The organism is Streptomyces sp. NPDC091272, from assembly GCF_044757485.1.
GTDB lineage: Bacteria > Actinomycetota > Actinomycetes > Streptomycetales > Streptomycetaceae > Streptomyces.
Genome location: NZ_JBIVVC010000011.1, coordinates 192,322 through 218,019 on the forward strand (window position 1 = coordinate 192,322; position 25,698 = coordinate 218,019).

At 71.3% G+C, this 25,698-nt stretch carries 24 protein-coding genes and 1 riboswitch; of the genes, 13 read left to right on the plus strand and 11 right to left on the minus strand.

Features of this window, described 5'->3' with window-relative positions; genetic code table 11:
- The first annotated feature begins 19 nt into the window (after positions 1-19).
- Complete coding sequence (locus ACIQM4_RS27250; protein ID WP_401596673.1) at positions 20-859, plus strand: RNA polymerase sigma factor SigF; 840 nt, start codon at positions 20-22, stop codon at positions 857-859.
- Positions 860-1,034: 175 nt separating this feature from the next.
- On the opposite strand, the gene ACIQM4_RS27255 is transcribed toward ACIQM4_RS27250, so the two are convergent.
- The 7 genes from ACIQM4_RS27255 to ACIQM4_RS27285 form a co-directional block, all read right to left on the minus strand.
- Positions 1,035-1,418 carry an ATP-binding protein gene (locus ACIQM4_RS27255; RefSeq protein WP_401596676.1) on the minus strand — a complete coding sequence of 128 codons (384 nt, stop codon included), beginning with the start codon at positions 1,416-1,418 and terminating at the stop codon, positions 1,035-1,037.
- A 17-nt stretch (positions 1,419-1,435) separates the two neighbouring features.
- The gene (locus ACIQM4_RS27260; RefSeq protein WP_401596678.1) at positions 1,436-1,912 is read right to left on the minus strand and encodes an STAS domain-containing protein; all 477 of its coding nucleotides are present in this window, start codon (positions 1,910-1,912) and stop codon (positions 1,436-1,438) included.
- A complete protein-coding gene (locus tag ACIQM4_RS27265; RefSeq protein ID WP_401596681.1) occupies positions 1,909-3,180 on the minus strand; it encodes a PP2C family protein-serine/threonine phosphatase in 1,272 nt (423 codons plus the stop codon). Before ACIQM4_RS27265 ends, ACIQM4_RS27260 begins: the two co-directional genes overlap by 4 nt.
- Positions 3,181-3,289: 109 nt before the next feature.
- Positions 3,290-3,760: an anti-sigma regulatory factor gene (locus ACIQM4_RS27270; protein ID WP_401596684.1), complete on the minus strand. Its 471-nt coding sequence runs from the start codon at positions 3,758-3,760 to the stop codon at positions 3,290-3,292.
- On the minus strand, positions 3,744-4,148 hold the full coding sequence (locus ACIQM4_RS27275; RefSeq protein WP_401596687.1) for an STAS domain-containing protein: 405 nt from the start codon (positions 4,146-4,148) through the stop codon (positions 3,744-3,746). Before ACIQM4_RS27275 ends, ACIQM4_RS27270 begins: the two co-directional genes overlap by 17 nt.
- The gene (locus ACIQM4_RS27280) at positions 4,145-5,026 is read right to left on the minus strand and encodes an STAS domain-containing protein (protein ID WP_401596690.1); all 882 of its coding nucleotides are present in this window, start codon (positions 5,024-5,026) and stop codon (positions 4,145-4,147) included. The genes ACIQM4_RS27275 and ACIQM4_RS27280 overlap by 4 nt, the downstream gene beginning before the upstream one ends.
- Before the next feature lie 160 nt (positions 5,027-5,186).
- Complete coding sequence (locus tag ACIQM4_RS27285) at positions 5,187-6,173, minus strand: GDSL-type esterase/lipase family protein (RefSeq protein WP_401596693.1); 987 nt, start codon at positions 6,171-6,173, stop codon at positions 5,187-5,189.
- A 479-nt stretch (positions 6,174-6,652) separates the two neighbouring features.
- Here ACIQM4_RS27285 and ACIQM4_RS27290 point away from each other — a divergent pair, with 479 nt between their 5' ends.
- The 4 genes from ACIQM4_RS27290 (at position 6,653) to ACIQM4_RS27305 (ending at position 11,567) form a co-directional block, all read left to right on the plus strand.
- On the plus strand, positions 6,653-8,137 hold the full coding sequence (locus tag ACIQM4_RS27290; protein ID WP_401596696.1) for an amino acid permease: 1,485 nt from the start codon (positions 6,653-6,655) through the stop codon (positions 8,135-8,137).
- A gap of 18 nt (positions 8,138-8,155) precedes the next feature.
- On the plus strand, positions 8,156-8,611 hold the full coding sequence (locus ACIQM4_RS27295; protein ID WP_266656338.1) for an Lrp/AsnC family transcriptional regulator: 456 nt from the start codon (positions 8,156-8,158) through the stop codon (positions 8,609-8,611).
- A 342-nt stretch (positions 8,612-8,953) separates the two neighbouring features.
- On the plus strand, positions 8,954-9,781 hold the full coding sequence (locus ACIQM4_RS27300; protein WP_401596700.1) for a carbon-nitrogen hydrolase family protein: 828 nt from the start codon (positions 8,954-8,956) through the stop codon (positions 9,779-9,781).
- Positions 9,782-9,872: 91 nt separating this feature from the next.
- Entirely contained in the window at positions 9,873-11,567 is a 1,695-nt protein-coding gene (locus ACIQM4_RS27305; RefSeq protein ID WP_401596702.1) for a flavin monoamine oxidase family protein, read from the plus strand.
- A 50-nt stretch (positions 11,568-11,617) separates the two neighbouring features.
- Here the strand turns inward: ACIQM4_RS27305 and ACIQM4_RS27310 are convergent, their stop codons facing one another.
- Positions 11,618-12,346, minus strand: coding sequence for a DUF5995 family protein (locus ACIQM4_RS27310; protein WP_401596704.1), 729 nt, complete (start codon positions 12,344-12,346; stop codon positions 11,618-11,620).
- Between the two features lie 239 nt (positions 12,347-12,585).
- Here ACIQM4_RS27310 and ACIQM4_RS27315 point away from each other — a divergent pair, with 239 nt between their 5' ends.
- Positions 12,586-13,707, plus strand: a complete 1,122-nt coding sequence (locus tag ACIQM4_RS27315; protein WP_401596887.1) for a glycoside hydrolase family 6 protein — start codon at positions 12,586-12,588, stop codon at positions 13,705-13,707.
- A 242-nt stretch (positions 13,708-13,949) separates the two neighbouring features.
- On the opposite strand, the gene ACIQM4_RS27320 is transcribed toward ACIQM4_RS27315, so the two are convergent.
- Together ACIQM4_RS27320 and ACIQM4_RS27325 are read right to left on the minus strand one after the other, a co-directional pair.
- Entirely contained in the window at positions 13,950-15,458 is a 1,509-nt protein-coding gene (locus tag ACIQM4_RS27320; RefSeq protein WP_401596706.1) for a uracil-xanthine permease family protein, read from the minus strand.
- Between the two features lie 80 nt (positions 15,459-15,538).
- Positions 15,539-16,723, minus strand: a complete 1,185-nt coding sequence (locus ACIQM4_RS27325) for an MFS transporter (RefSeq protein WP_401596708.1) — start codon at positions 16,721-16,723, stop codon at positions 15,539-15,541.
- Positions 16,724-16,837: 114 nt separating this feature from the next.
- On the opposite strand from ACIQM4_RS27325, the gene ACIQM4_RS27330 reads away from it, so the two are divergent.
- Positions 16,838-18,001, plus strand: coding sequence for an ROK family transcriptional regulator (locus ACIQM4_RS27330; protein WP_401596710.1), 1,164 nt, complete (start codon positions 16,838-16,840; stop codon positions 17,999-18,001).
- 31 nt (positions 18,002-18,032) lie between these two features.
- Here the strand turns inward: ACIQM4_RS27330 and ACIQM4_RS27335 are convergent, their stop codons facing one another.
- Entirely contained in the window at positions 18,033-20,447 is a 2,415-nt protein-coding gene (locus tag ACIQM4_RS27335; protein WP_401596713.1) for a chitinase C-terminal domain-containing protein, read from the minus strand.
- Positions 20,448-20,784: 337 nt separating this feature from the next.
- A riboswitch (FMN riboswitch) is annotated at positions 20,785-20,915 on the plus strand.
- A gap of 200 nt (positions 20,916-21,115) precedes the next feature.
- Here ACIQM4_RS27335 and ribD point away from each other — a divergent pair.
- From ribD to ACIQM4_RS27365, 6 genes are read left to right on the plus strand one after another with little or no spacing between them, the layout of a single operon-like run.
- Positions 21,116-22,231 (plus strand): bifunctional diaminohydroxyphosphoribosylaminopyrimidine deaminase/5-amino-6-(5-phosphoribosylamino)uracil reductase RibD, encoded by a 1,116-nt coding sequence (gene ribD, locus ACIQM4_RS27340; RefSeq protein WP_401596890.1) that lies wholly within the window; start codon positions 21,116-21,118, stop codon positions 22,229-22,231.
- A gap of 5 nt (positions 22,232-22,236) precedes the next feature.
- Positions 22,237-22,854, plus strand: a complete 618-nt coding sequence (locus ACIQM4_RS27345; protein ID WP_401596716.1) for a riboflavin synthase — start codon at positions 22,237-22,239, stop codon at positions 22,852-22,854.
- Entirely contained in the window at positions 22,851-23,507 is a 657-nt protein-coding gene (locus ACIQM4_RS27350) for a nicotinamide riboside transporter PnuC (protein ID WP_401596718.1), read from the plus strand. Before ACIQM4_RS27345 ends, ACIQM4_RS27350 begins: the two co-directional genes overlap by 4 nt.
- Positions 23,504-24,850 carry a bifunctional 3,4-dihydroxy-2-butanone-4-phosphate synthase/GTP cyclohydrolase II gene (locus tag ACIQM4_RS27355; RefSeq protein WP_401596721.1) on the plus strand — a complete coding sequence of 449 codons (1,347 nt, stop codon included), beginning with the start codon at positions 23,504-23,506 and terminating at the stop codon, positions 24,848-24,850. The genes ACIQM4_RS27350 and ACIQM4_RS27355 overlap by 4 nt, the downstream gene beginning before the upstream one ends.
- 35 nt (positions 24,851-24,885) lie before the next feature.
- A complete protein-coding gene (ribH, locus tag ACIQM4_RS27360) occupies positions 24,886-25,371 on the plus strand; it encodes a 6,7-dimethyl-8-ribityllumazine synthase (protein WP_401596724.1) in 486 nt (161 codons plus the stop codon).
- 35 nt (positions 25,372-25,406) lie between these two features.
- Positions 25,407-25,679, plus strand: a complete 273-nt coding sequence (locus tag ACIQM4_RS27365; RefSeq protein ID WP_401596727.1) for a phosphoribosyl-ATP diphosphatase — start codon at positions 25,407-25,409, stop codon at positions 25,677-25,679.
- The last annotated feature ends 19 nt before the right edge of the window (positions 25,680-25,698 follow it).

Consider the following 25,698-nt stretch of genomic DNA (forward strand, 5'->3'; position numbering starts at 1 on the left):
CGCAGTCCCGACTGGAACCATGACGGAAGACACCGCGACCGTGCCCACGGAGCAGGTACTTCCGTATGTGGAGAATCCGGCGGAGGTAGCCCCGAAGGACGCCCGGGAGCTGTCGAAGCTTTTCTTCGCCAGGCTCGCCGTCCTTGAGGAGGGCACGCACGAGTACCAGTACGCCCGCAACACCCTGATCGAGCTCAACCTGGCGCTCGTGAAGTACGCGGCCACCCGCTTCCGCAACCGCGCCGACCAGATGGAAGACATCGTCCAGGTCGGCACGATCGGTCTGATCAAGGCCATCGACCGGTTCGAGCTGACCCGCGAGGTCGAGTTCGCGACCTTCGCCATGCCGTGCATCGTCGGTGAGATCAAGCGGTTCTTCCGGGACACCAGCTGGTCGGTGCACGTGCCGCGCCGGCTGCAGGAGCTGCGGATAGACCTCGCGAAGGCGTCCGACGTGCTGTTCCAGCAGTTCGACCGTGCGCCCACCACCTCCGAGCTCGCCGCCTACCTCGACATGGAGGAGGAGGAGATCGTCGAGGGCCTGGTCGCCGCCAACGGCTACACGGCCGGTTCCATCGACATCCCGCTCGACGACGGTGCGGACTCCGGTTCGCAGACCCTCGCCGACCGGCTCGGTGACACCGACGCCGACCTGGAGATCGTGGAGAACGTCCAGGCGCTGAAGCCGCTCATCGACGAGCTCGACGAGCGCGACAGGCAGATCCTGAGCATGCGGTACGGCGCGGAGATGACGCAGTCGCAGATCGGCGCCGAACTGGGCGTGTCCCAGATGCAGGTGTCCCGGCTGCTGACGCGCATCACGAAGAGGCTGCGCGAGGGACTGCTCACCCAGGAGTGAGACCGCTCGTGCGCGAGTGACGTACAGCCCTGAGTGAGTGACGTACGCAGAAGAGGCCCGGTAGCCCCCCGTCGGGGCGGCCGGGCCTCTTCCTTCGTACCGTCCGGGGTGCTGCGTGCGCGTAGGTGCCGACATCGGGGTAGATGCTCAGCGGGCGCGACGCCGGGGGAGAGGCTCAGTAGGCGCCTTCCACCGGGCGCAGCCATGTCGCGCGGACCCGCTTGCCCTCGGGCAGCGGACGCACCTCCACCTGTCCCGCCAGCCGCTGCACCATGTGCCAGCCGAAGCCCCCGCCCCCGGCGAAGTCGGGTTCCCTGGGCACCGGCGGGTCCGGGCAGGAGTCGTCCATCTCGACCACCAGCTTCCCCTGTCCGGCGCGCAGCCGCAGCCGCCACCAGCCGGAGGTGTGCCGTACGGCGTTGGTGACGAGCTCGCTGACCACCAGCAGGACGGCGTCGAAATCGGCCCAGGGGCAGTGCTGCGTGAGATAGGCGGCAGCGGTCTCCCGGGCGGACGCGCTGTCTCCCTGTGCTCCGTGCGGTGAATCCAGGACAACCACGGGCGGCTCCTCAGTCATCAACCGGTCGCATACCCCGAGTCGCCCCGCTCATCGCACCCGCCGGCCCCTGGATGTCCGCGTCCTTTCCCGAACGCCGCCGCCGGGTCGGGAAAGAACGGGAAGACACTGTCCAGGCCGGTGATCCGGAAGATCTTCGCCGCCATCGAGGAGACCCCGCTGATCGCGATCTGCGCACCGGCGGCAAGCGCCACCTTCCGCGCGATGATCAGCATGGTGACGCCGCTGGAGTCGAAGAAGGTCAGCCCGGAGAGGTCCAGGACGAGCAACTGCCCGGGAGCGAGAGTCAGCCGGGCGATGGTGGTGCGCAGCCGGGGCGCGTTGTCGAAGTCCAGGTCTCCGTGGACGGCGAGCACCAGCCCCGCCTCCCGGTGCTGCACGGCGACGGTGAGTTCCTGGCTCGGTCCGAGGTCACGGTTGGTGCCACGGTCCCGGCTCGCGTCACGGTCACGGTTCACGTCACGGTCACGGCTCATGAGCTGTCCTCGCGGGTGCGGCGTACGGTCAGGGCCACGGTGTCGTCGGGGTGCAGGATGACGGTGTGCATGTCGGCGGCGATCGCGCCGGGAATCTGGTCTATCGGCAGGTGCCGGTGGCGCCTGGCGGCCTCCAGGAGCCGCTGCTCGCCCTCGCGGGGGTCGCGTCTGCTCTCGGTCAGTCCGTCGGTGTACATCACCAGTAGGTCGCCGTGGGCCAGCGTGTCGTGCAGCAGGGTCTCGCTGCCCGGCAGCGGGTAGCCGATGCCCCGGCCGCGTACCTCCAGGTACTGCGCGCTGCCGTCCTCGCGCACCACCAGGGCGGGCGGATGGCTGCCGTTGGCCAGGGTCAGCCGGCCGTCCGCCGGGTCGATCCTGGCCAGCAGCACGCTCGCCATCAGCTCGCGGTCGAAGGGCAGCAGGATCTCGTCGGTACGTGCCACGATCGACTGCAACTGGTGGCCCTCCAGCGCCAGCGTCCGCACGGCATGGGTCACGTCGAGCGCGCTGCGGGTGCTGGTGACGCCGTGCCCCAGGGCGTCGACGAGGGTGATGTGCACCTGCCCGTCGGGCAGCGGGAACCAGTCGTAGAGGTCCCCACCGGTCGGGGCGTCCGTACCGGCCGGCTCGTAGTGCACCGCCATCTCCAGGCCAGGCACCCGCACCGGCGAGGGCCGCAGCGCGTCCTCAAGCTCTCGCAGCATCTGACCGTGCGCGCGGCGCAACTGCTCGTCGCGCTCCTCCAGTTGTACGTAGAGGGCGAGCACGCCGCTGTTGGTCTCGGCCAGTTCGTGCTTGAGCCGCTTGTGGTCCTCGGCGAGGGAGTCGGCCCGTGCGACGGCGGCGCTCAGCTCCTCCTCCAGGAGGTCCACGAGGCCGGGCGGCTGCCCGTTGCCGTCGCTGTGCGCCCTGGGGGCGGGTATCGGGGTGCCCTGGTCGTCCGGGGGCTGGGGCAACCGCCACACGGCCGCCGCCCCGGGCATCCGCTCGGCGGGCAGCGGAAGGTCGGCCAGCGACGGCTGGCGCGGGGCGAGCGGGGTGCGGAGCCGTACGGTGAGTACCGCCCGCCCGCCGTCCGCGGGGTCGGTCTCCCGGCAGGCGTGCAGGGTGACGGACCGGCCCGCAACCAGCTCCCCCGCGGCCACCTTCGTCACGGCGAGTGCGAGCCTGGCCCGCTGATCGACGGGCAGCCGCAACTGGTGGGCGAGGCGCCGCAGAGCGGTGCGCAGGCCCGGCAGGGAATGGTGGGTGGTGCTGTGGGGGATCATGCGTCTCGATTCGGGGTTCCCCGCGGCCTGCTCCCCTGCGAGGGGGTACTCGGCGACGACGGGCTGTGCGAGGCGGACCTCTGCGACCTCTGCGATGTCTGTGCCGGCATCAGCGACCGTTCCAGCGGGTGGCGACGACGGTGGTGCCCTCGCCGGTCGTGCTGTGCACCGAGAATTCGTGCATCAGCCGACGCGCCCCGCCCAGGCCGTGCCCGAGGCCCGCGCCGGTCGTGTAGCCGTCCGTCAGCGCCACCTCCAGGTCCGGGATGCCGGGCCCGGTGTCGCGCATGGTCAGCCGCAGACCGCGCTTGCCGCCCTGCTGCACCTGCTCGACGACGAGGCTGCCGCCCCCGCCGTGGATGTAGGCGTTGCGTGCCAGCTCGCTCGCCGCGGTGACGACGCGCGTCTGGTCGACCAGGCCGAAGCCCGCCTCGACGGTGGCCGAGCGCACCGCATGACGGACCGTCAGCAGGTCCTCCTCGGTGACGACGGCGTACGTCGAGGCGCCGGATCCGCCCGCGGATCCGGCGTGCGGGGCGAACTCGGCTCCTGTGGCGAGCTGTTCATCGTAGAGAGTCATGAGGGGCCTCCCCGGGGCGCTGGGGCATCCGCTGCCAGCCCAGCGCGACCAGGCCCTGTTCGGCGTTGAGGGCCGTCTCCACGCCGGTCAGTCGCAGGCCCAGCTCGACCAGGGTGATCGCCACGGCGGGGCGCATCCCCGCCACGATCACGCGGGCGCCCAACAGCCTTGCCATGGTGGTGAGTTCCATCAGCATACGGGCGACGAACGAGTCGATGATCTCCAGCCGGGAGATGTCGATCAGCACGCCGTTCGCCGAGTCGCTCACGATCCGCGCGGTGAGTTCGTCGGCGAAGGCCACCGCGGACTTGTCGTCGAGTTCGTTCAGCACGCCGGTGACCAGGACGTCGCCGAGCCGCAGGATCGGTACCCCGCCGGGCGTACTCATGCGCCCGCCGGCACGGCACTGGCGAGGACCGGCGCCCGGTCGGTGAGGCGCACCGCGGCGGTCAGCGCGTCGGCGAGGGTCGCGCAGGTCGAAATCGTGGACAGGTCGATGCCCAGCTGGGCCATGGTCTGCGCGATCGGCGGCCGGATGCCGGAGATCACACAGTCCGCGCCCATCAGCCGCACCGCGTTCACCGTGTGCATCAGGTGCTGCGCGACGGCGATGTCCACTGCCGGGACGCCGGTGATGTCGACGATGGCCACCTTGGCCTCGTGTTCCTGGATGCCCTGCAGCAGGTTCTCCGTCACCACCTGCGTACGGGCCGTGTCGAGCGTGCCGATCAGCGATACGGCCAGGACGTGGTGCCACAGCCGCACGACGGGCGTGGACAGTTCCGTCAGCTGCTGCGACTGGCGCTGGATGATCTCCTCGCGCCCCTCCACGTATGTCTCGAAGGACAGCGCGCCCGCCGCGTCGAGCAGCCGGTTCACGAGCACCGCGGCGCAGAACAGCTCGGCGGTGTCCGTGGTGGTGTGCTGCACGGCCTCCAGCAGGGCCTCCTTGAGGGAGAGCACAGCCAGGGAGGTGGCCGTCGGGGACGCGCCCGCGCGGGCGCGGCACAGCGAGAGCTCTATGACCGCGCTGCGCAGCTCGTGCTGGGACGTCACCAGCCGCTCCACGGGCACGTCAGCGGCCAGGGCTCCGCCGAGGGCGGAGATCAGGAGGTCCGCCTCCTCGCGCAGCTCGCGTTCCCTCAGGTCGGCGCCGGGGGCCGACTGTTCGAGCTGAAGCCGGACCCAGCGATCTGCGATCTCCTGTTCCCGTTCGCGCAGGGCGTCCAGCAGACGCTCCCGCACGGTTGACTCGCTGGTACTCACACACACCTCTCGCCGTTGGCATCGCTTGCCGGGGCGGCAGCCTGCCGGACCGCCTCCCGCGTGGCGCTCGGCCCCGGCTCCGGTCGCCGCGGCCGGCTGCCCGCAGTCGTGCAGCCCACGGGGCCCCGGCTACCCCATCAGTCGCCAACCATGCGTCCGGTCACGTGAGTGGGGGCGACGAGGTCCCCAGGAGCTTGCCCAGCGCTCCCGCGACAGCGTCGGCGAGGGCCGCGTGCCCCGCGTCGTTGGGGTGCAGCCCGTCCGCGAGGTGCTCGGGGCCCAGCAGCCCGTGCCCCGGCAGCAGCGCGAGCCCCTCGTCGCCTGCCGACATCTCCCGCCGTACGGCGTCCTCCAGTGCCTCGCGCAGTGCGGCCAGCGTCGCCCCCAGGGCGTTCGGGGCGTGCTCGGCCTCGGGGCGCAGGACGGGGGAGAGCACCAGCAGCGGGGTGCGCGGGTGGCCTTTTCGTACGAGGGCGAGGAAGGCACGCACCGTCTCGTGCAGCAGCGCCGGGGTGCAGGGTGTGCTGCCCCAGCAGTTGGTGCCGAAGGCGAGGGTGAGGGCGTCGGCGGGGAGTGCGGCGAGCTGCTGCGCGGTGGCCAGTTCGCCTCGGGCGGCGCCCGCGTAGCCGAGGTTCACGGTGTCCAGTGCGAGGCGCCGGCCGACCGTCGCGGGCCAGGCGTGCGCGGGGCGGGTCGACCACCAGCCCTCGGTGATCGAGTCGCCGTGCACCAGCCAGCGCGGGCGCGGTCCGGCGGGTTCGACGCGCCCGCCCACGGCCCGTACGCCCTGGAAGTGCGGTGACTGCGACTCGGGCGGGTACACCGTGAACGGGCCCTGGCGCGGGGGGAGTTCGAGGCGCACCACGGACTCCTCGGCCGGGTCGGAGAGCGTCTCCGCGAGCTGGGAGCCGTCCTCCCAGAGACCGAACGCGTGCGGCACTGAGCCCGCGTCGGCGCGGTAGTGCAGCTCCACGGCCCGCGCCCCGTACGAGACGAACTCCAGCCGTACGCCGACGGGCACCCGCGCCCGTTCCAGGATGTCCCACGGCAGCCGGTCCAGGTCGTCCGGGGCCGCCCGCAGCGGCCGGCCCTCCGCGTCGCGCCATGCCGCTCCGCGCAGGAAAAGCTCCGGATCCAGCCAGGTCATCGGTGTGTCCCCCTCGGTGGTGCGTGCGTGCGTGCGGGGCGCCGGGCCGCACGCGGCCGGGCCCGTGCGGTGGCGCCGGTCGCGGTGGTGGTGCGGACGGTGTCGCCACCAGGTTCGCGCGGCGGTCCCGGTTGTGCAGCAGTTGTGCAGGTGGTTCCCGTCACCCTGCCCACTCCCGGCACAGGACATGAGCGGGATCTTCGCACCACCGGCCTCCCGTACCGGACAAAAGGGAAATCGAAAACTGAGGCGCAACGAACAGCCATCGGTGGACGTTGCGCGCAATGATCAACTGTCGATGCGCAAGGTTGCTGCATTACGTGTGGGAACGGACACCTCATAGGCTTCACCGCTGTACGTGGAGTGGCGGGGACCGCCTGCTCGGCGGCCCCCCGGGTGTGCGGCAGTCTCGCCGTGTCCGCGGAACGCTCCGCCGCGGTCACCGCCGCCCGATGAGGAAGCCAGAAGGAGCCACCCCCGTGTTGGATCAAGGCGCAGCGTCCCCCGTTGCCCCACCGCCCGCTTCCGGAGCCTGTGCCGGCTCTCGCCTGATGCGCCGCAAGCCGGTGGAACTGCTGGTCAGCGAGGGAGGCCAGGGCGAGGGAGGATCGCTGCGACGGTCGCTCTCGATGTGGCAGCTGACGATGATCAGCATCGGCGCCACCCTCGGCACCGGCATCTTCGTCGTGCTGGGCACGGCCGTTCCCGAGGCCGGCCCCGCCGTCACGATCTCCTTCGTGATCGCGGGCCTCACCGCCCTCTTCTCGGCACTCTCGTACGCCGAGCTCGCGGGCAGCATCCCGGTCTCCGGATCCTCCTACTCGTATGCGTACGCAACGATGGGTGAGCTGATCGCCTGGATCTGCGGCTGGTGCCTGGTCCTGGAGTACGGCGTCTCGGTGGCGGCGGTGGCCGTCGGCTGGGGCGAGTACCTCAACGAACTGCTCGACGGGACGATCGGCGTCACCATCCCCGACGCGCTCTCCGCCCCGCCGGGCGACGGGGGCGTCTTCAACCTGCCCGCGCTGGTCGTGGTGCTCCTGGCGATGGTCTTCCTGCTCGGCGGGGCCCGTGAGTCCGCCCGTGCCAACACCATCATGGTCGGGGTGAAGATCGCCGCCCTGCTGCTGTTCTGCGTGATCGGCTTCATGGGGTTCAAGTCCGGCAACTACGCCGACTTCATGCCGCTGGGCATGGCCGGTGTCAGCGCCGCCGGAGCCTCGCTCTTCTTCTCCTACATCGGCTTCGACGCCGCCTCCACGGCCGGCGAGGAGGCGAAGAACCCGCAGCGCGACCTGCCGCGCGCGATCATGCTTTCGCTGATCATCGTCACCGCCCTGTACGTCCTGGTCGCGGCCGTCGCCGTCGGCGCGCGCAACTGGAAGGGCTTCGAGGGCTCGGAGGCCGCCCTCGCCGGGATCATGAAGGACGTCACCGGGCAGGCCTTCTGGGGCACGCTGCTCGCGGCGGGCGCGGTGATCGCCATCGCGAGCGTCGTGCTGACCGTGCTGTACGGCCAGACCCGCGTGCTGTTCGCGATGTCCCGCGACGGTCTCGTGCCGCGGGTCTTCTCCAAGGTCAGCCCGCGCACCGGCACGCCGAGGGTCAACACGGTCATCGTGTCGCTGTTCTGCGGCGTCCTGGCCGCCGCCATCCCGCTGGGCAACCTCGTGGACGCCACCAGCATCGGCACGCTCTTCGCGTTCGGCCTGGTCAACATCGCCGTGGTCATCCTGCGCAGGACCCGGCCGGACATGAACCGGACCTTCCGGGTGCCGCTCGGCCCCCTCTTCCCGATCCTGGGCTTCGGCTTCTGCGTGTACAACATGTTCGGGCTCGGCACGCCGACGTGGATCGTCTTCGGAATCTGGATGGCCGTCGGTCTCGTGTTCTACTTCGGGTACGGCATTCGTCACTCCCGGCTGGCGAAGGGCGCGCCGGAGAAGACTTCCGCAGACGCGTAGAAATGTGATCCACCCGCAGTGCGACTCAACGATCTCGACGAGCGAATCGTCCACGCCCTGGCGGCGGACGCCCGCCGCTCCTACGCCGACATCGGCTCCCTGGTCGGCCTGTCCGCCCCCGCGGTGAAACGCCGGGTGGACCGGCTGCGGGCGGAGGGTGCCATCACCGGGTTCACCGTACGGGTGGACCCGGCGGCGCTCGGCTGGGAGACCGAGGGCTTCATCGAGATCTACTGCCGTCGCAACACGTCGCCCGAGGCGATCAACCGGGGTCTTGAGCGCTACCCCGAGGTCGCGTCCGCCTCCACCGTCACCGGTGAGGCGGACGCGATCGTCCAGGTCTTCGCCTCCGACATGCGGCACTTCGAGCGGGTGCTGGAGCGGATCGCGGGGGAGCCGTTCGTGGAGCGGACGAAGTCGGTGCTGGTGCTTTCGCCGCTGTTGCGGCGGTATTCGTCGGGGTCGCCGGCCTAGGCGGGCCGTGGCGGTTGCGCGGGGCGGGGGCCGGGCGGGCGGGGGAGTGGATTTCCGTGCGGGTGCGTCGTGGCTGGTCGCGCAATTCCCCGCGCCCCTTGCTGTGGGCCGTCGTGGGTGGTCGCGCAGTTCCCCGTGCCCCTTGTGGTGGGGGCCGTCGTGGGTGGTGGCGCGGCTCCCCGTACTCCTGAGGGGCGAGGCGCAACGAATCGCTGTTTCGGGGGTTTTCTGCGCAACGGATCGGCGGTCGGTGCGCAACGGTCGAGTCTTGTCGGGGGTGAGTGGCGGACCGTACCGTCATTACGTCTTCCACCCCACCCTTCCCACCGCCCGAGGTCCGCCATGCCGTCGCCCCTGTCCGCGCAGCCGCTGCGCCTCGCCCTGTTCCAGAGCTCCGGGCGTCCCGGCTCCGTGGCGGCGAACCTCAAGGCACTCGACGAGGCCGCCGGCCGGGCCGCCGCCGCCGGGGCCTCGCTGCTGGTCACCTCGGAGCTGTTCCTGACCGGGTACGCCATCGGGGCGGACGTCCACCACCTCGCCGAGAGCGCCGACGGCGAGGGCGCCGACGCGGTCGCCGAGATCGCCGCACGACACGGCGTCGCCATCGTCTACGGCTATCCCGAGCGCGACGGCACCCAGGTCTTCAACTCCGTCCAGCTGATCGACGCGAGCGGCACCCGGCGCGCCGGCTACCGCAAGACCCACCTCTTCGGCGGCTTCGAGCGCGAGGTCTTCGTGCCCGGCGAACAGCCCGTCGTCCAGGTCGAGTTGGCAGGTCTGCGGGTGGGGCTGATGGTCTGCTACGACGTGGAGTTCCCGGAGAACGTACGGGCCCACGCACTGGCCGGCACCGACCTCCTCCTGGTGCCCACCGCCCAGATGCACCCCTTCCAGTTCGTCGCCGAGTCCGTCGTCCCGGTACGTGCCTGGGAGAACCAGATGTACGTCGCGTACGTCAACAGGACCGGCCCCGAGGGCGAGGGCGACGCGGCCCTCGAATTCGTCGGACTGAGCTGCCTGGCCGGGCCCGACGGGGCCACCAGGGTCCGTGGCGGGCACGGCGAGGAACTCCTCGTCGGCGAGGTGGACCCGGCCCTGCTGGCCGCCTCGCGGGAGACCAACCCGTACCTGCGCGACCGCCGCCCCGGGCTGTACGACTCGCTGAGCTGAGCTGAGCTGACCTGAGCTGACCTGAGCTCAGCTGCGTCGAGCCCGCCTTTTTCCTGCCTTCTGTTCCGTCCCGCAAGGAGTCCGTACCCTCATGACGTCCACGGTGCCCACCGCCGTCCAGCACACCGACGCGCAGCCGCCGATCACCATGTTCGGACCGGACTTCCCGTACGCGTACGACGACTTCCTCGCCCACCCGGCGGGCCTCGGTCAGATACCCGCGGCCGCGCACGGCACCGAGGTGGCCGTCATCGGTGGCGGCCTGTCCGGGATCGTCGCCGCGTACGAGCTCATGAAGATGGGCCTGCGGCCCGTCGTCTACGAGGCCGACCAGATCGGCGGCCGGCTGCGCACCGTCGGTTTCGAGGGCCCCAGCACCGAGGGCCTGACCGCGGAGATGGGCGCCATGCGCTTCCCGCCGTCCTCCACCGCGCTCCAGCACTACATCGACCTGGTGGGCCTCACCACCCGGCCGTTCCCCAACCCGCTGGCCCCCGGCACCCCCTCCACCGTCGTCGACCTCAAGGGCGAGTCCCACTACGCCGAGACGGTGGCCGACCTCCCGCAGGTCTACCGCGACGTCGCCGCCGCCTGGAACGCCTGCCTGGAGGAGGGCGCCGACTTCTCCGACATGAACCAGGCGATGCGCGAGCGCGACGTGCCCCGCATCCGCGAGATCTGGGCGGAGCTCGTCGAGAAGCTGGACAACCAGACCTTCTACGGCTTCCTCTGCGAGTCGGAGTCCTTCAAGTCCTTCCGGCACCGCGAGATCTTCGGCCAGGTCGGCTTCGGCACCGGCGGCTGGGACACCGACTTCCCCAACTCGATCCTGGAGATCCTCCGGGTCGTCTACACCGAGGCGGACGACCACCACCGCGGCATCGAGGGCGGCAGCCAGCAGCTCCCGGTGCGGCTGTGGGAGCGCGAACCGCACAAGCTCGTGCACTGGCCGCTCGGCACCTCGCTGGCCTCGCTGCACGGGGGCGACCCGAAGCCCGCGGTGACCCGGCTGAACCGCACCGCAGGCAACCGGATCACCGTCACGGACGCCTCGGGTGACATCCGTACGTACCCGGCTGCGATCTTCACCGCCCAGTCCTGGCTGCTCCTGTCGAAGATCGAGTGCGACGACTCGCTCTTCCCCATCGATCACTGGACGGCGATGGAGCGCACCCACTACATGGAGTCCTCCAAGCTCTTCGTGCCCGTGGACCGGCCGTTCTGGCTGGACAAGGACGAGGAGACGGGGCGTGACGTGATGTCGATGACGCTCACCGACCGCATGACCCGGGGCACGTACCTCCTGGACGACGGCCCGGACCGGCCCGCGACCATCTGCCTCTCGTACACCTGGTGCGACGACAGCCTCAAGTGGCTGCCGCTCTCCGCCCAGGAGCGGATGGAGGTCATGCTCAAGTCGCTCGGCGAGATCTACCCGAAGGTCGACATCCGCAAGCACATCATCGGCAACCCGGTGACGGTGTCCTGGGAGAACGAGCCGTACTTCATGGGCGCCTTCAAGGCGAACCTGCCCGGCCACTACCGCTACCAGCGGCGTCTGTTCACCCACTTCATGCAGGACCGCCTCCCCGAGGACAAGCGCGGCATCTTCCTCGCGGGCGACGACATCTCGTGGACGGCCGGCTGGGCGGAGGGCGCGGTCCAGACCGCGCTGAACGCGGTCTGGGGCGTCATGCACCACTTCGGCGGCACGACCGACAGCACGAATCCGGGCCCGGGGGACGTGTACGACGACATCGCCCCGGTGGAACTGCCGGAGGACTGACCGACCGGGCGCCCCGCGCCGTGCCGGGGTCCGTCGGCCCCCCGGCGACCCTAGCGGAGCGGGGTCAGCAGGAAGCGCCCCACCAGCCCCACGCCCGCGTCCATCCGCTGCGTGAACTCCTCGGCCAGTTCGGGGAGTTCACGCAGGCTCCAGAGCACCCGGGCCGCCGACCAGGCCGCGTCCCTGGCCCGCTCCAGGCTCCACGTCCCCACCAGGTGCGTCAGCGGGTCCGCGATCTCCAGCAGGTCGGGGCCCGGCATCAGCTCCTCCCGGATCCGCTCCTCCAGCGCGACCAGCGTCGCCCCGACCCGGTCGAAGTCCGCCTCCACGTCGGCGGGTTCGCAGCCGAGCGCCGTGCACGTGTCCACGACCGCGAGCGCAAGGTCGTGCCCGATGTGCGCGTTGATCCCCGCGAGCGCGAACTGCAGCGGACGCAGCCCCGGGTGGCGCCGGTACTGGAACAGCGGTCGCCAGCAGGCGGGGGTCCGGCGGCCCGAGGCCGCGGCCTCCACGGCCGCCAGGTACCGTTCCGCGAACAGCACGTCCAGCGTCGCCGCGGCGTGGCGGTCGGCGAAACGGCCGAAGTCGATCTGCCGGCCGATCTCCTCGGTCACCGTCAGATACACCCGGTTGAAGACCGCGACCCCGTCGTCGGGGTGCCAGCCGGAGCGCACCGTACGCATCCGCTCCACCACGCTGTCCACGGTCGGCCGTGGAGTGAGCAGTGCGAAGAGCCGTGTACGGTCCCTCTGAACTGCGTAGTGCTCGATCTGTGCCATGGGGGCAGCGTCCCAGTCATAGGCTGTGCGCGACACAGCCGGGCCGGGGCTTCCCCAGAACGAGGGAACGACGAGCCCCCGGAACCGGGGGGAGAGGGGGGAGTGGCACGGTGTCAGGGATATCGGGCCGGCGCCGCAAGGGCCGCGCCGGGAGCAGAAGCGGTCACGGCGCCGCGGGACGGGGCCGCGCCGCCGCCAGGGGTGACAAGCGGGTGAACGCTTCGTCCCTGCGCGGTGCGATGACGGTCCTCGCGTCGGCGGTGGTGGCCGTCGGTACGGTCAGCGGAGTGGTCTCCGCGTCCTCCGGTGAGACCGAGCGCACCACGGCGGTCCCCGAAGTGACCAGGTCGCCGGTGATGCCCCCGCTGCCCGCCGTGCCCAGCCCGTCCGCGACCACCGCGTCACCGACGCCCACGGCCACGGCCACCGCGACGAAGAAGCCGGTGGCCAAGAAGCCGCCGAAGCAGAAACAGCCTCCCCGGCAGCAGAGCGCACCGGTCTCCGGCAGCCTCTACCTCCACCCCGACTCGCAGGTCCTGGACTGGGTACGGGCCAACCGCGGGGATCCGCGTCGCGCGCTCATCCAGTCGAGGATCGCCGCGCAGCCGGCCGCCGTCTGGTTCGCCGAGTACAACCCCAGCACCATCGCGAGCAAGGTCCGCGCCGTGACGTCCGGCGCTGCGGCGGCCGGGCGGGTGCCCGTCGTCGTCCCGTACGCGATCCCGGAACGGGACTGCGGCGGTGCCTCCCAGGGCGGAGCTCCGGACTTCGACGCCTACGACGGCTGGATACGCAACTTCGCGTCCGGGCTCGGCAAGGGCGACGTGATCGTGATCCTCGAACCGGACTCGATGGCGCAGACCGACTGCCTCGACGACAGTCAGCGGGCCAATCGTTTCGCCGCGCTCTCCCGGGCGGGCAAGGCCGTCCACGCCGCCAATCCGAACGCCCGGGTGTACTTCGACGCCGGACACTCCGGCTGGCACGCCCCCGAGAAGATGGCGGGCCAACTCCGCCAGGCGAACGTGGCGACCAGCGGCGACGGCATCTTCACCAACGTGTCGAACTTCCACCGCACGGCCGACGAGGTCGCGTACGCTCGCCAGGTGCTTGCCGCCGTGGGCGGCCCCTCGTCCCTCGGCGCGGTCATCGACACCAGCCGCAACGGCAACGGCGCACCGGCGGCGGGCGAGTGGTGCGACCCGGAGGGCCGCGCCCTGGGCCGGCCGCCGACCACCCGCACCGGCGAGTCCCGGATCGACGCCTACCTGTGGGTGAAACTCCCGGGCGAGTCCGACGGCTGCAAGGGCGCCGCAGGCAGCTTCACCCCGGACTACGCCATGGACCTGGCCACCGGCTGACCGCAACGAGCAGCATCAGGCCCGCCCCGCGCTCCCGCCTCTATAGGCATCAGCCCCCGCCCCGCCCCTGTGGGCATCAAGCCCGCCCCCGCCCCTGTGGGCATCAGGCCCGCCCCCGCCCCTGTGGGCATCAGGGCCGCCCCTGGGGGCGGAACGGGTGGGCACAGGGGCGGCCCCCCGGAGGCCCCCACCCCCCGCGACCGCCCGCCCTGGCCCTGCCCTGCCCCGCTATGCACCCCGGCTCAGCGCTCGCCCGGACCAGCCGAACCATCCGCCCCACCGGGACGAGCCGCCCCACCGGGACCATCCGCCCCACCGGGACCATCCGCCCCACCCGGACCACCCGAATCCCCCGAACCCCCACCCTCGTCATACGAAGACGTCCCCGAGTCCAACAACGCCCCCCGCTCCCCACCCCCACCGCTCTCCCGCATGTGCGCAGGCGCCAGCGCCCTCAGCACGTGGTAACCCGTGATCACCACGAGCGTCCCCAGCGCGATCCCGCTCAGCTCGAAGCTGTCCGTGAACTTCAGGCTGACCCCGCCGACCCCGATGATGATGCCCGCCGCCGTCGGCACCAGGTTCAGCGGATTGCTCAGGTCCACCTTCGCGTTGATCCAGATCTGTGCGCCCAGCAGCCCGATCATTCCGTAAAGGATCACGGTGATTCCCCCGAGCACCCCGCCCGGGATCGCCGCCACGACCGCCCCGAACTTGGGGCACAGACCGAACAGCAGGGCGAAGAACGCCGCCGCCCAGTACGCCGCCGTCGAGTACACGCGGGTGGCCGCCATCACGCCGATGTTCTCGGAGTACGTCGTGTTGGGCGGCCCGCCGACGGCCGTCGACAGCATCGACGCCGCGCCGTCCGCCGCGATCGCCGTGCCGAGCTTGTCGTCGATGTTGTCGCCGGTCATCTCGCCGACGGCCTTCACGTGTCCGGCGTTCTCCGCGATGAGCGCGATCACGACCGGCAGAGCCACCAGGATCGCCGACCACTCGAAGCTCGGCGCGTGGAACGACGGCAGCCCGATCCAGTCCGCCTTGCCGACGGCCGACAGGTCCAGCCGCCAGTGATCGACGGCGGCGCCGCCGCCCACCGACGAGTGGATCTTGCCGAACAGCTGGTCGAAGACCCAGGAGATCCCGTACCCGAAGACCAGTCCGAGGAAGATCGCGATGCGCGAGAGGAAGCCGCGCAGCGCCACCACGGCCAAACCGGTGAACAGCATCACCAGCAGCGCCGTCCACTGGTCCTGCGGCCAGTAGGTCGAGGCGGTCACCGGCGCCAGGTTGAAGCCGATCAGCATGACGACCGCACCGGTCACCACCGGCGGCATCGCGGCATGGATGATCCGTGCCCCGAACCGCTGGACCGCGAGGCCCGCCAGGAACAGCACGCCGCCCACCACGAAGACCGCACCGGTCACCGTGGCGCTGTTGCCGCCGGTCGCCCGGATCGCGGCGGCCACGCCCACGAAGGCCAGGGAACAGCCCAGGTAGGAGGGGACCCGGCCCTTCGTCGCCAGCAGGAAGACGATCGTCGCGACACCCGACATCATGATGGCGAGGTTCGGGTCGAGACCCATTAGGACGGGCGCGACGAAGCTCGCCCCGAACATCGCCACCACGTGCTGCGCGCCCAGTCCCGCGGTCCGCGGCCAGGACAGCCGCTCGTCGGGGCGGACGACGGCTCCCGGCGCCGGATTGCGCCCGTCGCCGTGCAAGGTCCAGCGGACGCCGAGGCCCATGAGTGCTCCCGTTCAGCTTTCCAAAAGATCCGATGCGATCGAAAACGATCGAACCAAATGCTATGGCTGAAAAGGACCTCTTACTTCCCGACCGGCGTCTCGGCCGGGACGGCCGCCCGGCCCGCGCCGCGCAGCACCTGCGCGCCCACCACGAGACCGAAGCTCAACACCGTCACCAGGGCGAACGACACCACCAGTGACGTCGTGTCCGCCACCGCCCCGATCGCCGACGGCGCGAGCAGCCCCGAGGTGTAGGTGATCGTGGCGACGCCCGCGATCGCCTGGCTCGGGTTCGGCCCGCTGCGGCCTGCCGCGGCGAAGGCCAACGGCACGACGACCGCGATGCCGAGACCCGTCAGGGCGAACCCGGCCAGCGCCACCGGCACGCCGGGGGCCAGTGTCACCAGCAGTCCGCCGACGGTCGCCAGCACGCCGCCGACCCGTACGGTCAGCACGGGGCCGAACCTGTCCACCACCCTGTCGCCCGCGAGCCGCGCCACCGCCATGGTCAGTGCGAACGCCGTGGTGGACGCCGCCGCGAGCCCCGGTTCCGTGTCCAGCACGTCCCGCAGGTAGACCGCCGACCAGTCCAGGCTCGCGCCCTCCGCGAAGACCGCGCAGAAACCGACGGCGCCGATCACCAGCGCGGACTTCGGCGGCAGGGTGAAGCGCGGCGGAGCCTGCGCGTCCGGCGCGCTCTGCAGATTCAGCACGCCCTGGCACGCGAGCAGCCCGACGACGGTCAGCACCAGGGCGGCGAGCAGATGGTGCAACCGCGCGTCGCTGCCCAGATGGGCGGCCAGCGTGCCTCCGGCCGAGCCGAGCAGCGCGCCCACGCTCCACATGCCGTGCAGCCCGGACATGATCGATCTGTCGAGCCGGTTCTCGACCTCGACGCCGAGCGCGTTCATCGCCACGTCCGACATGCCGGCGCACGCCCCGTACACCGCGAGCACCGCGCACAGCGTCCAGATGTTGGGGGCCAGCGCGGGCAGGACCAGCGAGAGCGTCCACAGGGCGAGGAGGCCCCGCAGCGCGTTGCGGGCGCCGAAGCGGTGGCTTATCGCCCCGGCGAGCGGCATGGCCAGGGACGCACCGATCGCCGGGAAGGCGAGGGCGAGCCCGAGCTGGCCCGCGCTGATCGAGGTGTGGTCCTGGATCCACGGGATGCGGGTGGCGAAGCTGCCGGTCACCGCTCCGTGGACGCAGAAGACGGCCGCGACGGCGTACCTCGCCCGCTTCAACCGCTGCGTACCGATCTCCATGTCTCCCTCTTCCCGCCGCTGGTCCCGCTCGGCCCGGTACGGCCCGGGTCTCCGTTTCGCGCCGTAAACTATCAGGAAGCCTGCCTGATAAATAGATCTGGAAGGATCTGGCCCATGCCCGCCTCTCCGAGCACCGCCCGCGCCATCAACGACCGGCGCGCCCTGCAACTGCTCCAGGAGGAGGGCCCGTTGACCGCGGGACAGCTCAAGACCCTCACCGGTCTCTCCCGCCCCTCCGTCGCCGACCTCGTCGAACGGCTCCAGGGGGAGGGGCTGATCGCGGTCGTCGGCGAGAGCGGCGCCGAGCGCCGCGGTCCCAACGCGCGCGTGTACGGAATCGTCGCCGGCCGCGCCTATCTGGCAGCCCTGGACGTACGGACCGACAGCGTCGCCGTCGGTGTCGCCGACCTGCTCGGCCGGACCCTTGCCGAGGCGACCCTGGCGATGGAGGACGAGGTGTCCACCGACCAGGCGGTCGAGGCCGCCGTCGCCCTGCTGGAGCGCACCGCCCGCGGCGCGGGGGCCGGTGTCCTGCACACCGTCGGGATCGGCGCGCCCGGCCTGATCGACCCGGCCACCGGGGAGCTGCGTGACTCCTCCGGGCTGCCGGCCTGGCACCGCAGGCTCGTCGCCGTACTGCAGGAACGGCTGCCCGCCGCCGTCCTCGTCGAGAACGAGACCAATCTCGCCGCCGTCGCCGAACAGCGCCTGGGCGCCGCGCGGGACCACGACACCTTCGCGTTCCTCTGGCTGGGAACCGGGGTGGGCGCCGCGCTCGTGCTGGACGGAAAGGTACGCAGAGGGGCGTCCGGCGGTGCGGGGGAGATCGGCTTCCTGCCCGTGCCGGGCACCACCGGGCTCCCCTCGGCCACGGACTGCGGCGGTGGTTTCCACTCCCTGGTGGGAGGAGCCGCGGTCCGTGCGCTGGCGACCGCGCACGGTCTCGCCGGCGGCCCCGACGCGCCTGCGGTCATCACCGGCGCCCTGGAGGCGGGCGAGCGGGCCGAGCCGTTCCTCGACGCGCTCGCGGAGCGTCTCGCGCTGGGGGTTGCCGCCGTCGTGTCCGTCCTCGACCCCGGCTGCGTCGTCCTGGGCGGCGAGATGGGCCTCGCCGGCGGCAAGGCCCTGGCCGGCCGCGTCGAGGCCCGTCTCGCCGGACTGTCCCCGCTGCGCACCGAGGTGCGGGCCTGCGAGCTCGGCGGCGGCGCGGTCCTGGGCGGCGCCCTGCTCATCGCCCGCGAGGCGGCCCAGGAAGAGCTCTTCGCCCCGGCGCCATGACAGCCGGGGCGAAGAGGTGGGGCGGGGAATGTCAGCAGGTACCGAGGTCCTGCCAGACGCCCCATTCGCCGGTGGTGCCGGGCTCGGCGCCCTGCGTCCACCACTTGGCCTTCCACTGGTGCCCCTTGTGGGACACGGTCGCGCCGCCGCTGTACGCGGTGGCTGCGGCGTAACCGGGCGCGGTGCACGCGCCCGGGGTCGGGGTCGGGGTCGGGGTCGGGGTGGGCGTCGGGTCGGGGCCGGGCCCGGTGCCCGTGCCCGGCTCCACGGGCTCGGTGCCGCGCGCCAGGTCACCGGCGAGCGCGTACGAGGTGCCGCCGATGTTCACCGTCCAGTTCCACGGGGTGGAGACGGGCAGGTAGTAGTTGAAGGACAGGTCGACGGAAGCGCCGGGTGCCAGCGTCTGCCAGGCCGGGAGCTTCAGCGAGGCCCGGTGGAAGTCGCCCTTCAGTCCGCCGACGTTGCTTCCGGTGTGGTCGCTGCTGATCACCTTGGTGCCGAAGCCCGACTGGTCGGACGCGTTGGCCGGGGCCGAGGTCGAGTAGTCGAACTGGAACTCCGTGCCGCCCGGCAGCGTGGCCTTCGTATTGTTGGTGATCTTCAGCTTCGGCGTGATCGGGTAGTTGGAGTCGCCGAGCTTGAACTCCCCGAACTCCACGCCGATGTTCACGGCCTTCTTCGGCAGCGCCTTGTTCGAGACGGAGGCGCCGTACGGCTTGGCCGCCTTGAACTTGTCGTACATCAGCGAGGTCAGCGTGGAGCCGGTCTCGTACTGGCCCTTGGCCGCGTTCCAGCCGTAGTCGCCGGCCAGTTCCCAGATCATCGTGCCGCCGATGCCGCGGTCCACCACGTAGTCGGCCTTGGCGCCGATCGACTGCTCGTCCTCCGTGGACAGGAAGACCTTCTTCTCGGCGTTCCACAGCCACGGCGCGACCAGCGAGGAGTCGTACTTGCGGGCGTAGGTGCCGCTCAGCGTGGTGCCGGCCGCGAAGCCGTACTTGGTGACGTAGTCGCCGACGATCCCCTTCTCCAGGTTCTTCGCGTGCCACATCGGGTTGGAGCCCGCCGGGGACTCCTTGCCGTTGTCGTCCTTGTCGTGCCACAGGTTGTCGATGCCGACCGCGCCGTCACCGCACTTGGTGAGCCCCGACCCGGCCGGGCAGCTGGTGGCCGCCGCCTTGCCCCACAGTCCGTCGGTGCCGCCCTGCACGTTCTTGTGACCGCGGGTGTAGTACGGCAGGCCGACGTTGATGCGTCCCGCGGGCATCGAGCCGCGGAAGTAGTGGTACGCCCAGTCGGTGTTGAGGTAGCCGATGCCGCCGTACTGCGCGCTGCCGTAGACGTTGGCCCCGGCGAGTTCGCCGTCCTTGCCGTTGTCGAAGAGGGCCGCGTTCGGGCCGACGTGCTCGTTCCAGGCGCCGTGCAGGTCGTAGGACATGATGTTGACGTAGTCCAGGTACTTCTGGACCTGGAAGGTCTCCATGCCGCGCAGCAGGTAGCCGGACGAGGGGGCGGCGACGGTCAGCAGGTAGTGCCTGCCGTCGGCGGCGCCGGCCCGGTCGAGCTTCTCGCGCAGGGTCTTCATCAGCGCCGCGTAGCCCTTGACCAGGCCGCCGCGCCGGGCGTTGGAGATGCCGAAGTCGGCCGGGTGGCCCGCGTCCTTCATCGACGTCGGGTACTCGTAGTCGATGTCGACGCCGTTGAAGCCGTACTTCTTGATGAACGAGACGGCCGAGTCGGCGAAGGTGTTGATGCCGGCCTGGTTCACCGAACCGTCGGCGTTGGTCGCCATCGTGTAGAAACCGCCGGAGCCGACGCGCTTGCCGTCCTCGCCGAAGTAACCGCCGGTCTCGGCCCAGCCGCCCACCGACACCAGGGTCTTGACGTCGGGGTGCTGCTTCTTGAACTTGTTCAGCAGGTTGAAGTGGCCCTTGTAGGGGAGTGCGGGGTCCATCTCGGCGCCTGCGACGCCCGGCCAGGTCATACCGGTGGCGGCGTTCTTCTCGCCGTCCGCGCCGACGGACAGCTTGTTCGCGCCGTCGATGTGCCCGAACGCGTAGTTGAGGTGGGTGACCTTGTCCCAGGGGATGTCGGACGCCAGGTAGGACGGCAGGCCGTCCTTGCCGGTGCGCCACCCGGTGAAGTAGCCGATGACGCGGCGCTGGTGGTCGGCGCCCATCTTCTCGCGGCCCTCGGTGTCGTAGACCGAGCAGTACGGCACGTCCACGCCCGGCGTCGCGTACAGCCCGTCCGGTCGACAGGACTCGTTGCCGACGGCGGCAGGAGCGGCTGCGGCGGCCGGTGCGGCGGGCGCCGCCTCGGCGGACAGGGTGCCGGCGAGCAGGGCGGCGAGCGCGGCGGTGGCGGTGCCCGCCGCCAGCAGCGTGGCGCGGGCGGATCCGGCACTGCGGCCGGACGCGGATCTGGGACGGGTGGGGGACAGCACGTCAGGTCCTCCTGGGGAGGCTCGGCGTCACACGAAGGGACGGGGGATGGTCCGTGTTGCGTGCCCGGGGTGTGCGCACACCCGGCGGGCTGTCTCCAGGGAGGTGACGCAGACGTTAAGAGGACTAGACCAGCGCGTCAATAGGTCTGGACCTTTGAATGTGACTCGTCCCACATGTCGCTCCGACGCGCCGGCCCCGCAGATCACGCCCACACGTCCCGTCGGCGGGCCGCGGCTCCTCGCACCGGACTTGACTCCCACTTGTCTGTGAATGACCGCACAGGATCGCTATGGCCCCGCACGGATCAGTCGTGGCACACTGAGCGGGTACCAGCAGCAGCGCACTCCGGGGTCGGTGTAATTCCGAACCGGCGGTTATAGTCCGCGACCCGGCCACCTCCAGTGGTCGGTTGACCAGGTGTAATTCCTGGACCGACGGTGAAAGTCCGGATGGGAGGCAGTGCGCGGCGGGCCCTCACAGGTCTTTTCTCGGTACGCCGCCGTCGGCGGGCGCCCCCTACCCGGGGAGGCCCCTCTTTCCCGGCCCGGCGTGGCCGCTGACGTACCCGTGACGAGTCCGTTCATCTGTCGTCATCGACAGGCCCCGGAGTCCGTGCCCCCAGAGGCAGGAGGACCCGGTGGCAACCGCCGCAGCCGATGAGACAGCGATGCACCGAGCCGTACGGCTCGCCGCTCGCGCACTCGGCGCCACCAGCCCCAATCCGGTCGTCGGATGTGTCATCACCGACGCCTCGGGCGCCCTTGCCGGCGAGGGCCACCACCGGCGGGCGGGCGGCCCGCACGCCGAGGCCCACGCCCTGCGGGAAGCGGGCGACAGGGCCCGCGGCGGCACCGCCTACGTCACCCTGGAGCCCTGCAACCACACCGGACGCACCGGTCCCTGCGCCCAGGCCCTCATCGACGCGGGCATCACCCGCGTCCTGTACGCCGTCGCCGACCCGAACCCCACGGCCACCGGGGGCGCCGACACCTTGCGCGCCGCCGGGATCCAGGTCGAGCAGGGCCTCCTTGAGGCCGAGGCCACCGCGGGGAACGCCGCCTGGCTCACCTCCGTACGACTGCACCGCCCGTACGTCCTGTGGAAGTACGCGGCCACCCTCGACGGCCGCGTCGCCGCCGCGGACGGCACCAGCCGCTGGATCACCTCGGACGCGTCCCGCGCCGACGTGCACCGGCTGCGCGCCGAGGCCGACGCGGTCGTGGTCGGCTCCGGAACCCTGCGCGCGGACGACCCGCACCTGGCCGTCCGCGGCATCGAGGACGCCGTGCAGCCTCTGCGCGTCGTACTCGACACGAACGCCACGGTCCGCCCCGGCGCCCGGGTCCTGGACGACGCGGCGCCGACGCTGATCGCGGTCGCCGACGACGCGAAGGACAGCGCCACCGAGGCGCTGCGGACGCCCGCTGCCGGCGGCTCGGGCCCCGAGGTCCTTCGGCTGCCGCGCGCCGCGACCGGGCTGGACGTGAGCGCCCTGCTCGACGCCCTGTACGCACGCGGGGTCCGCTCCGTGCTCCTCGAAGGCGGGCCCACCCTCGCGGGTGCGTTCGTCGCCGCGGGCGCCGTCGACAAGGTCGTCGGCTACCTCGCCCCCGTACTCCTCGGCGCCGGCCCCGCCGTGCTCGCCGACGCAGGAATCAGCACTCTCGCCGAGGCGTTGCGCCTTGAGGTGACCGAAACGGTCCGCCTCGGGCCCGACCTGCGCATCACCGCTGTCCCCGCCACCAAGGCCGTCCCCACCACTGCCCTCCCGAAGGAGCGCTGAGCAGCGTGTTCACCGGAATCGTCGAAGAACTGGGTGAGATCACCGCCGTCGAGAACCTCGGCGACTCCTCCCGCTTCCGCCTGCGCGGCCCCCTGGTCACCGAGGGCGCCAAGCACGGCGACTCGATCGCCGTCAACGGGGTCTGCCTGACCGTCGTCGACACCGCCGACGGCGAGTTCACCGCCGACGTCATGGCCGAGACCCTCAACCGCTCCAGCCTCGGCGCCCTCGCCGTCGGCTCCCGGGTCAACCTGGAGCGTCCGACGGCGCTCGGCGGGCGGCTCGGCGGCCACCTCGTCCAGGGCCACGTCGACGGCACCGGCACCATCGTCGACCGCAAGCCCTCCGAGCACTGGGAGATCGTCAAGGTCGCCCTGCCGGACGGGCTCGCGCGGTACGTGGTCGAGAAGGGCTCCATCACCGTCGACGGTGTCAGCCTCACCGTCGTCGACGCGGGCGACGACCACTTCACCATCAGCCTCATCCCCACCACCCTCGCGCTGACCACGCTCGGCATCAAGAAGGCGGGCGACCCGGTCAACCTGGAGGTCGACGTCCTCGCCAAGTACGTCGAGCGACTGCTCACCACCCGCGACCACACCTCTGAGGAGTCCGTGAAGTGAGTGCCTTCGACTGGCTCAACTCCGAGGCCTTCACGGCCTTCGGCCAGCACATCCTGTGGTCCGACATGGTCGGCAACACCATCGGTCTGCTGGCCCTCGCGCTGGGCTGGCGGCGCTCGATATGGACCTGGCCCGCCCAGTTCCTCTCCGGTGTCATCCTCGTCGCCGCGTACGCGTCCGTGCAGCTCAGCGGCGGGGTCGGTAAGCAGCTTCTGGTCATCGGCGTCGCCCTGTGGGGCTGGCGGCAGTGGCAGCGCGGCAGGCAGCACGCACAGGACGGCACGATCGCCGTCCGCTTCGCCACCTGGCGCGAGCGCGGTCTGCTGCTCGGCGGCGCCGCGCTCGGCACCCTCGCGGTCGGCGGCCTCTTCAGCCTCTACCCGTCGCTGTCCTGGAGCCCGTGGGCCGACGCGTACATCTTCGTCGGCACCCTCGCCGCGATGGTGGCGCAGGCCCGGGGCCTGGTCGAGTTCTGGTTCGCCTGGCTGCTCGTCGACCTCGTCGGCGTCCCGCTCGCCTTCACCAGCGGGCTCGCCTTCTCCGGTTTCGTCTACGTCATCTACCTCGTCCTCGTCCTGTGGGGGATGCGGGACTGGTGGCTGCGCTCCCGTCGCGCCGCCGCGGCGCCCGCCCTCGAAGGAGCCACGGTATGACCACCGCCCTGACCCCCGCCCCGTACGACAGCCGGGAGGCACTGGTGAGCGACGACCTCCACGACGACCTGGGCCTCGCCCTCGACCCCGTCGAGCAGGCGATCCGCGACATCGCGGCCGGCCGCCCGATCGTCGTCGTCGACGACGAGGACCGGGAGAACGAGGGCGACCTGATCGTCGCCGCCGAACTGATCACCCCCGAGATCGTCGCCTTCATGATGAGCGAGTGCCGCGGACTGATCTGCGCCCCCATGGAGGGCCCGGAGCTGGAACGCCTCGCCCTGCCGCAGATGGTCGAGCACAACACGGAGTCCATGCGGACGGCCTTCACCGTCTCCGTCGACGCCTCCGGCGCGCACGGCGTGACCACCGGCATCTCCGCCGCCGACCGCGCCGCCACCCTGCGGCTGCTGGCATCGGGCGACAGCACCCCCGGCGACTTCGTACGCCCCGGGCACATCTTCCCGCTGCGCGCCCGCCCCGGCGGCGTCCTGGTCCGCAACGGTCACACCGAGGCCGCCGTCGACCTGGCCCGCCTCGCGGGTCTGCGTCCCGCCGGGGCCATCGTGGAGATCGCCGACGAGAACGGCGTGATGCTCCGCCTGCCCGAACTCGTCCCCTTCGCCCGTAAGCACGGCCTGACGATCATCTCCATCGAGGACCTGATCGCCCACCGCCGCGCCACCGAGGCCCCCGAAGCGGTGCAGCCCGCCGACAGCGCCGTACGGCGTGAGGCGGCGGTCCACCTGCCGACCTCCCTCGGCGAGTTCACCGCCTACGGCTACCGCGCCTCTGACGGCGTCGAGCACGTCGCCCTGGTCCACGGCGACATCGGCGACGGCGAGGACGTCCTGGTCAGGCTGCACTCCGAGTGCCTCACCGGCGACATCTTCCACTCGCTGCGCTGTGACTGCGGGCCCCAGCTCGACGCCTCCATGCGCAAGGTCACCGAGGCGGGCCGCGGCGTCGTGGTCTACCTGCGCGGCCACGAGGGGCGCGGCATCGGCCTGCTGTCCAAGCTGCGCGCGTACGAACTCCAGGAGCGCGGCGTCGACACCCTGGACGCCAACCTCGAACTGGGGCTGCCCGCCGACGCCCGCGACTACGCCGCCGGCGCGCAGATGCTCACCGACCTCGGCGTGCACAGCGTCCGGCTGATGACGAACAACCCGGACAAGATCACCGCGCTGGTACGGCACGGCCTCACCGTCAGCGGACGCGAGGTCATGCCCGTACAGGCGAGCGAGCACAACCTGCGGTACCTGCGCACCAAGCGGGACCGGATGGGCCACGACCTGCCCTGGCTGGACGGCGCGGCCACCCCCACCTGCGGCAACCAGTAACCACACCTCATCGATCCACAGAGAAGAGAACCAGCGTGAGCGGCAAGGGCGCACCCGAACTGAGCGTGAAGAACTGCAACGACCTCCGGGTGGCGGTGATCGCGGCCCAGTGGCACGAGAAGATCATGGACGGACTCGTCGACGGCGCCCTGCGCGCCCTGCACGAGCTGGGCATCGACGAGCCCACCCTGCTCAGGGTCCCCGGCAGCTTCGAGCTTCCCGTGGTCGCCAAGGTCCTCGCGGGCCGCGGCTACGACGCGATCGTCGCCCTCGGAGTCGTCATCCGCGGCGGCACCCCCCACTTCGAGTACGTGTGCCAGGGCGTCACCAACGGCCTCACCCAGGTCTCCGTTGACACCGGCGTACCCATCGGCTTCGGCGTGCTGACCTGCGACACCGAGGAGCAGGCCCTGGACAGGGCCGGACTCGCCGGGTCCGTCGAGGACAAGGGGCACGAGGCCGTCACCGCCGCCGTCGCAACCGCGACCACGCTGCGCACGGTCGCCGAACCCTGGCGCTGAGTGCGGGAGGCGGACCCCGTACCCTAAGGACCATCATGGCCAACAAGACTTTCGAAGATCTCTTCACCGAGCTCCAGCAGAAGGCCGCCGAAGGCGACCCCACCACCTCCCGCACCGCCGAACTGGTGGAAAAGGGCGTGCATGCCATCGGCAAGAAGGTCGTCGAGGAGGCCGCCGAAGTCTGGATGGCCGCCGAGTACGAGGGCAAGGAAGCAGCCGCCGAGGAGATCTCGCAGCTGCTGTACCACGTCCAGGTGATGATGGTCGCCCGCGGGATCTCCCTCGACGACGTCTACGCCCACCTCTGAGCACGACTCTCCCCCTCCG

Bases quoted from the DNA above. Each gene is read 5' to 3' on its own strand.
- ACIQM4_RS27250 (WP_401596673.1), top strand. From the start codon at position 20: ATGACGGAAGACACCGCGACCGTGCCCACGGAGCAGGTACTTCCGTAT.
- ACIQM4_RS27260 (WP_401596678.1), bottom strand. From the start codon at position 1,912: ATGAGCCGTGACCGTGACGTGAACCGTGACCGTGACGCGAGCCGGGAC.
- ACIQM4_RS27265 (WP_401596681.1), bottom strand. From the start codon at position 3,180: ATGATCCCCCACAGCACCACCCACCATTCCCTGCCGGGCCTGCGCACC.
- ACIQM4_RS27270 (WP_401596684.1), bottom strand. From the start codon at position 3,760: ATGACTCTCTACGATGAACAGCTCGCCACAGGAGCCGAGTTCGCCCCG.
- ACIQM4_RS27275 (WP_401596687.1), bottom strand. From the start codon at position 4,148: ATGAGTACGCCCGGCGGGGTACCGATCCTGCGGCTCGGCGACGTCCTG.
- ACIQM4_RS27285 (WP_401596693.1), bottom strand. From the start codon at position 6,173: ATGACCTGGCTGGATCCGGAGCTTTTCCTGCGCGGAGCGGCATGGCGC.
- ACIQM4_RS27300 (WP_401596700.1), top strand. From the start codon at position 8,954: ATGCCGTCGCCCCTGTCCGCGCAGCCGCTGCGCCTCGCCCTGTTCCAG.
- ACIQM4_RS27305 (WP_401596702.1), top strand. From the start codon at position 9,873: ATGACGTCCACGGTGCCCACCGCCGTCCAGCACACCGACGCGCAGCCG.
- ACIQM4_RS27310 (WP_401596704.1), bottom strand. From the start codon at position 12,346: ATGGCACAGATCGAGCACTACGCAGTTCAGAGGGACCGTACACGGCTC.
- ACIQM4_RS27315 (WP_401596887.1), top strand. From the start codon at position 12,586: ATGACGGTCCTCGCGTCGGCGGTGGTGGCCGTCGGTACGGTCAGCGGA.
- ACIQM4_RS27320 (WP_401596706.1), bottom strand. From the start codon at position 15,458: ATGGGCCTCGGCGTCCGCTGGACCTTGCACGGCGACGGGCGCAATCCG.
- ACIQM4_RS27325 (WP_401596708.1), bottom strand. From the start codon at position 16,723: ATGGAGATCGGTACGCAGCGGTTGAAGCGGGCGAGGTACGCCGTCGCG.
- ACIQM4_RS27330 (WP_401596710.1), top strand. From the start codon at position 16,838: ATGCCCGCCTCTCCGAGCACCGCCCGCGCCATCAACGACCGGCGCGCC.
- ribD (WP_401596890.1), top strand. From the start codon at position 21,116: ATGCACCGAGCCGTACGGCTCGCCGCTCGCGCACTCGGCGCCACCAGC.
- ACIQM4_RS27355 (WP_401596721.1), top strand. From the start codon at position 23,504: ATGACCACCGCCCTGACCCCCGCCCCGTACGACAGCCGGGAGGCACTG.
- ACIQM4_RS27365 (WP_401596727.1), top strand. From the start codon at position 25,407: ATGGCCAACAAGACTTTCGAAGATCTCTTCACCGAGCTCCAGCAGAAG.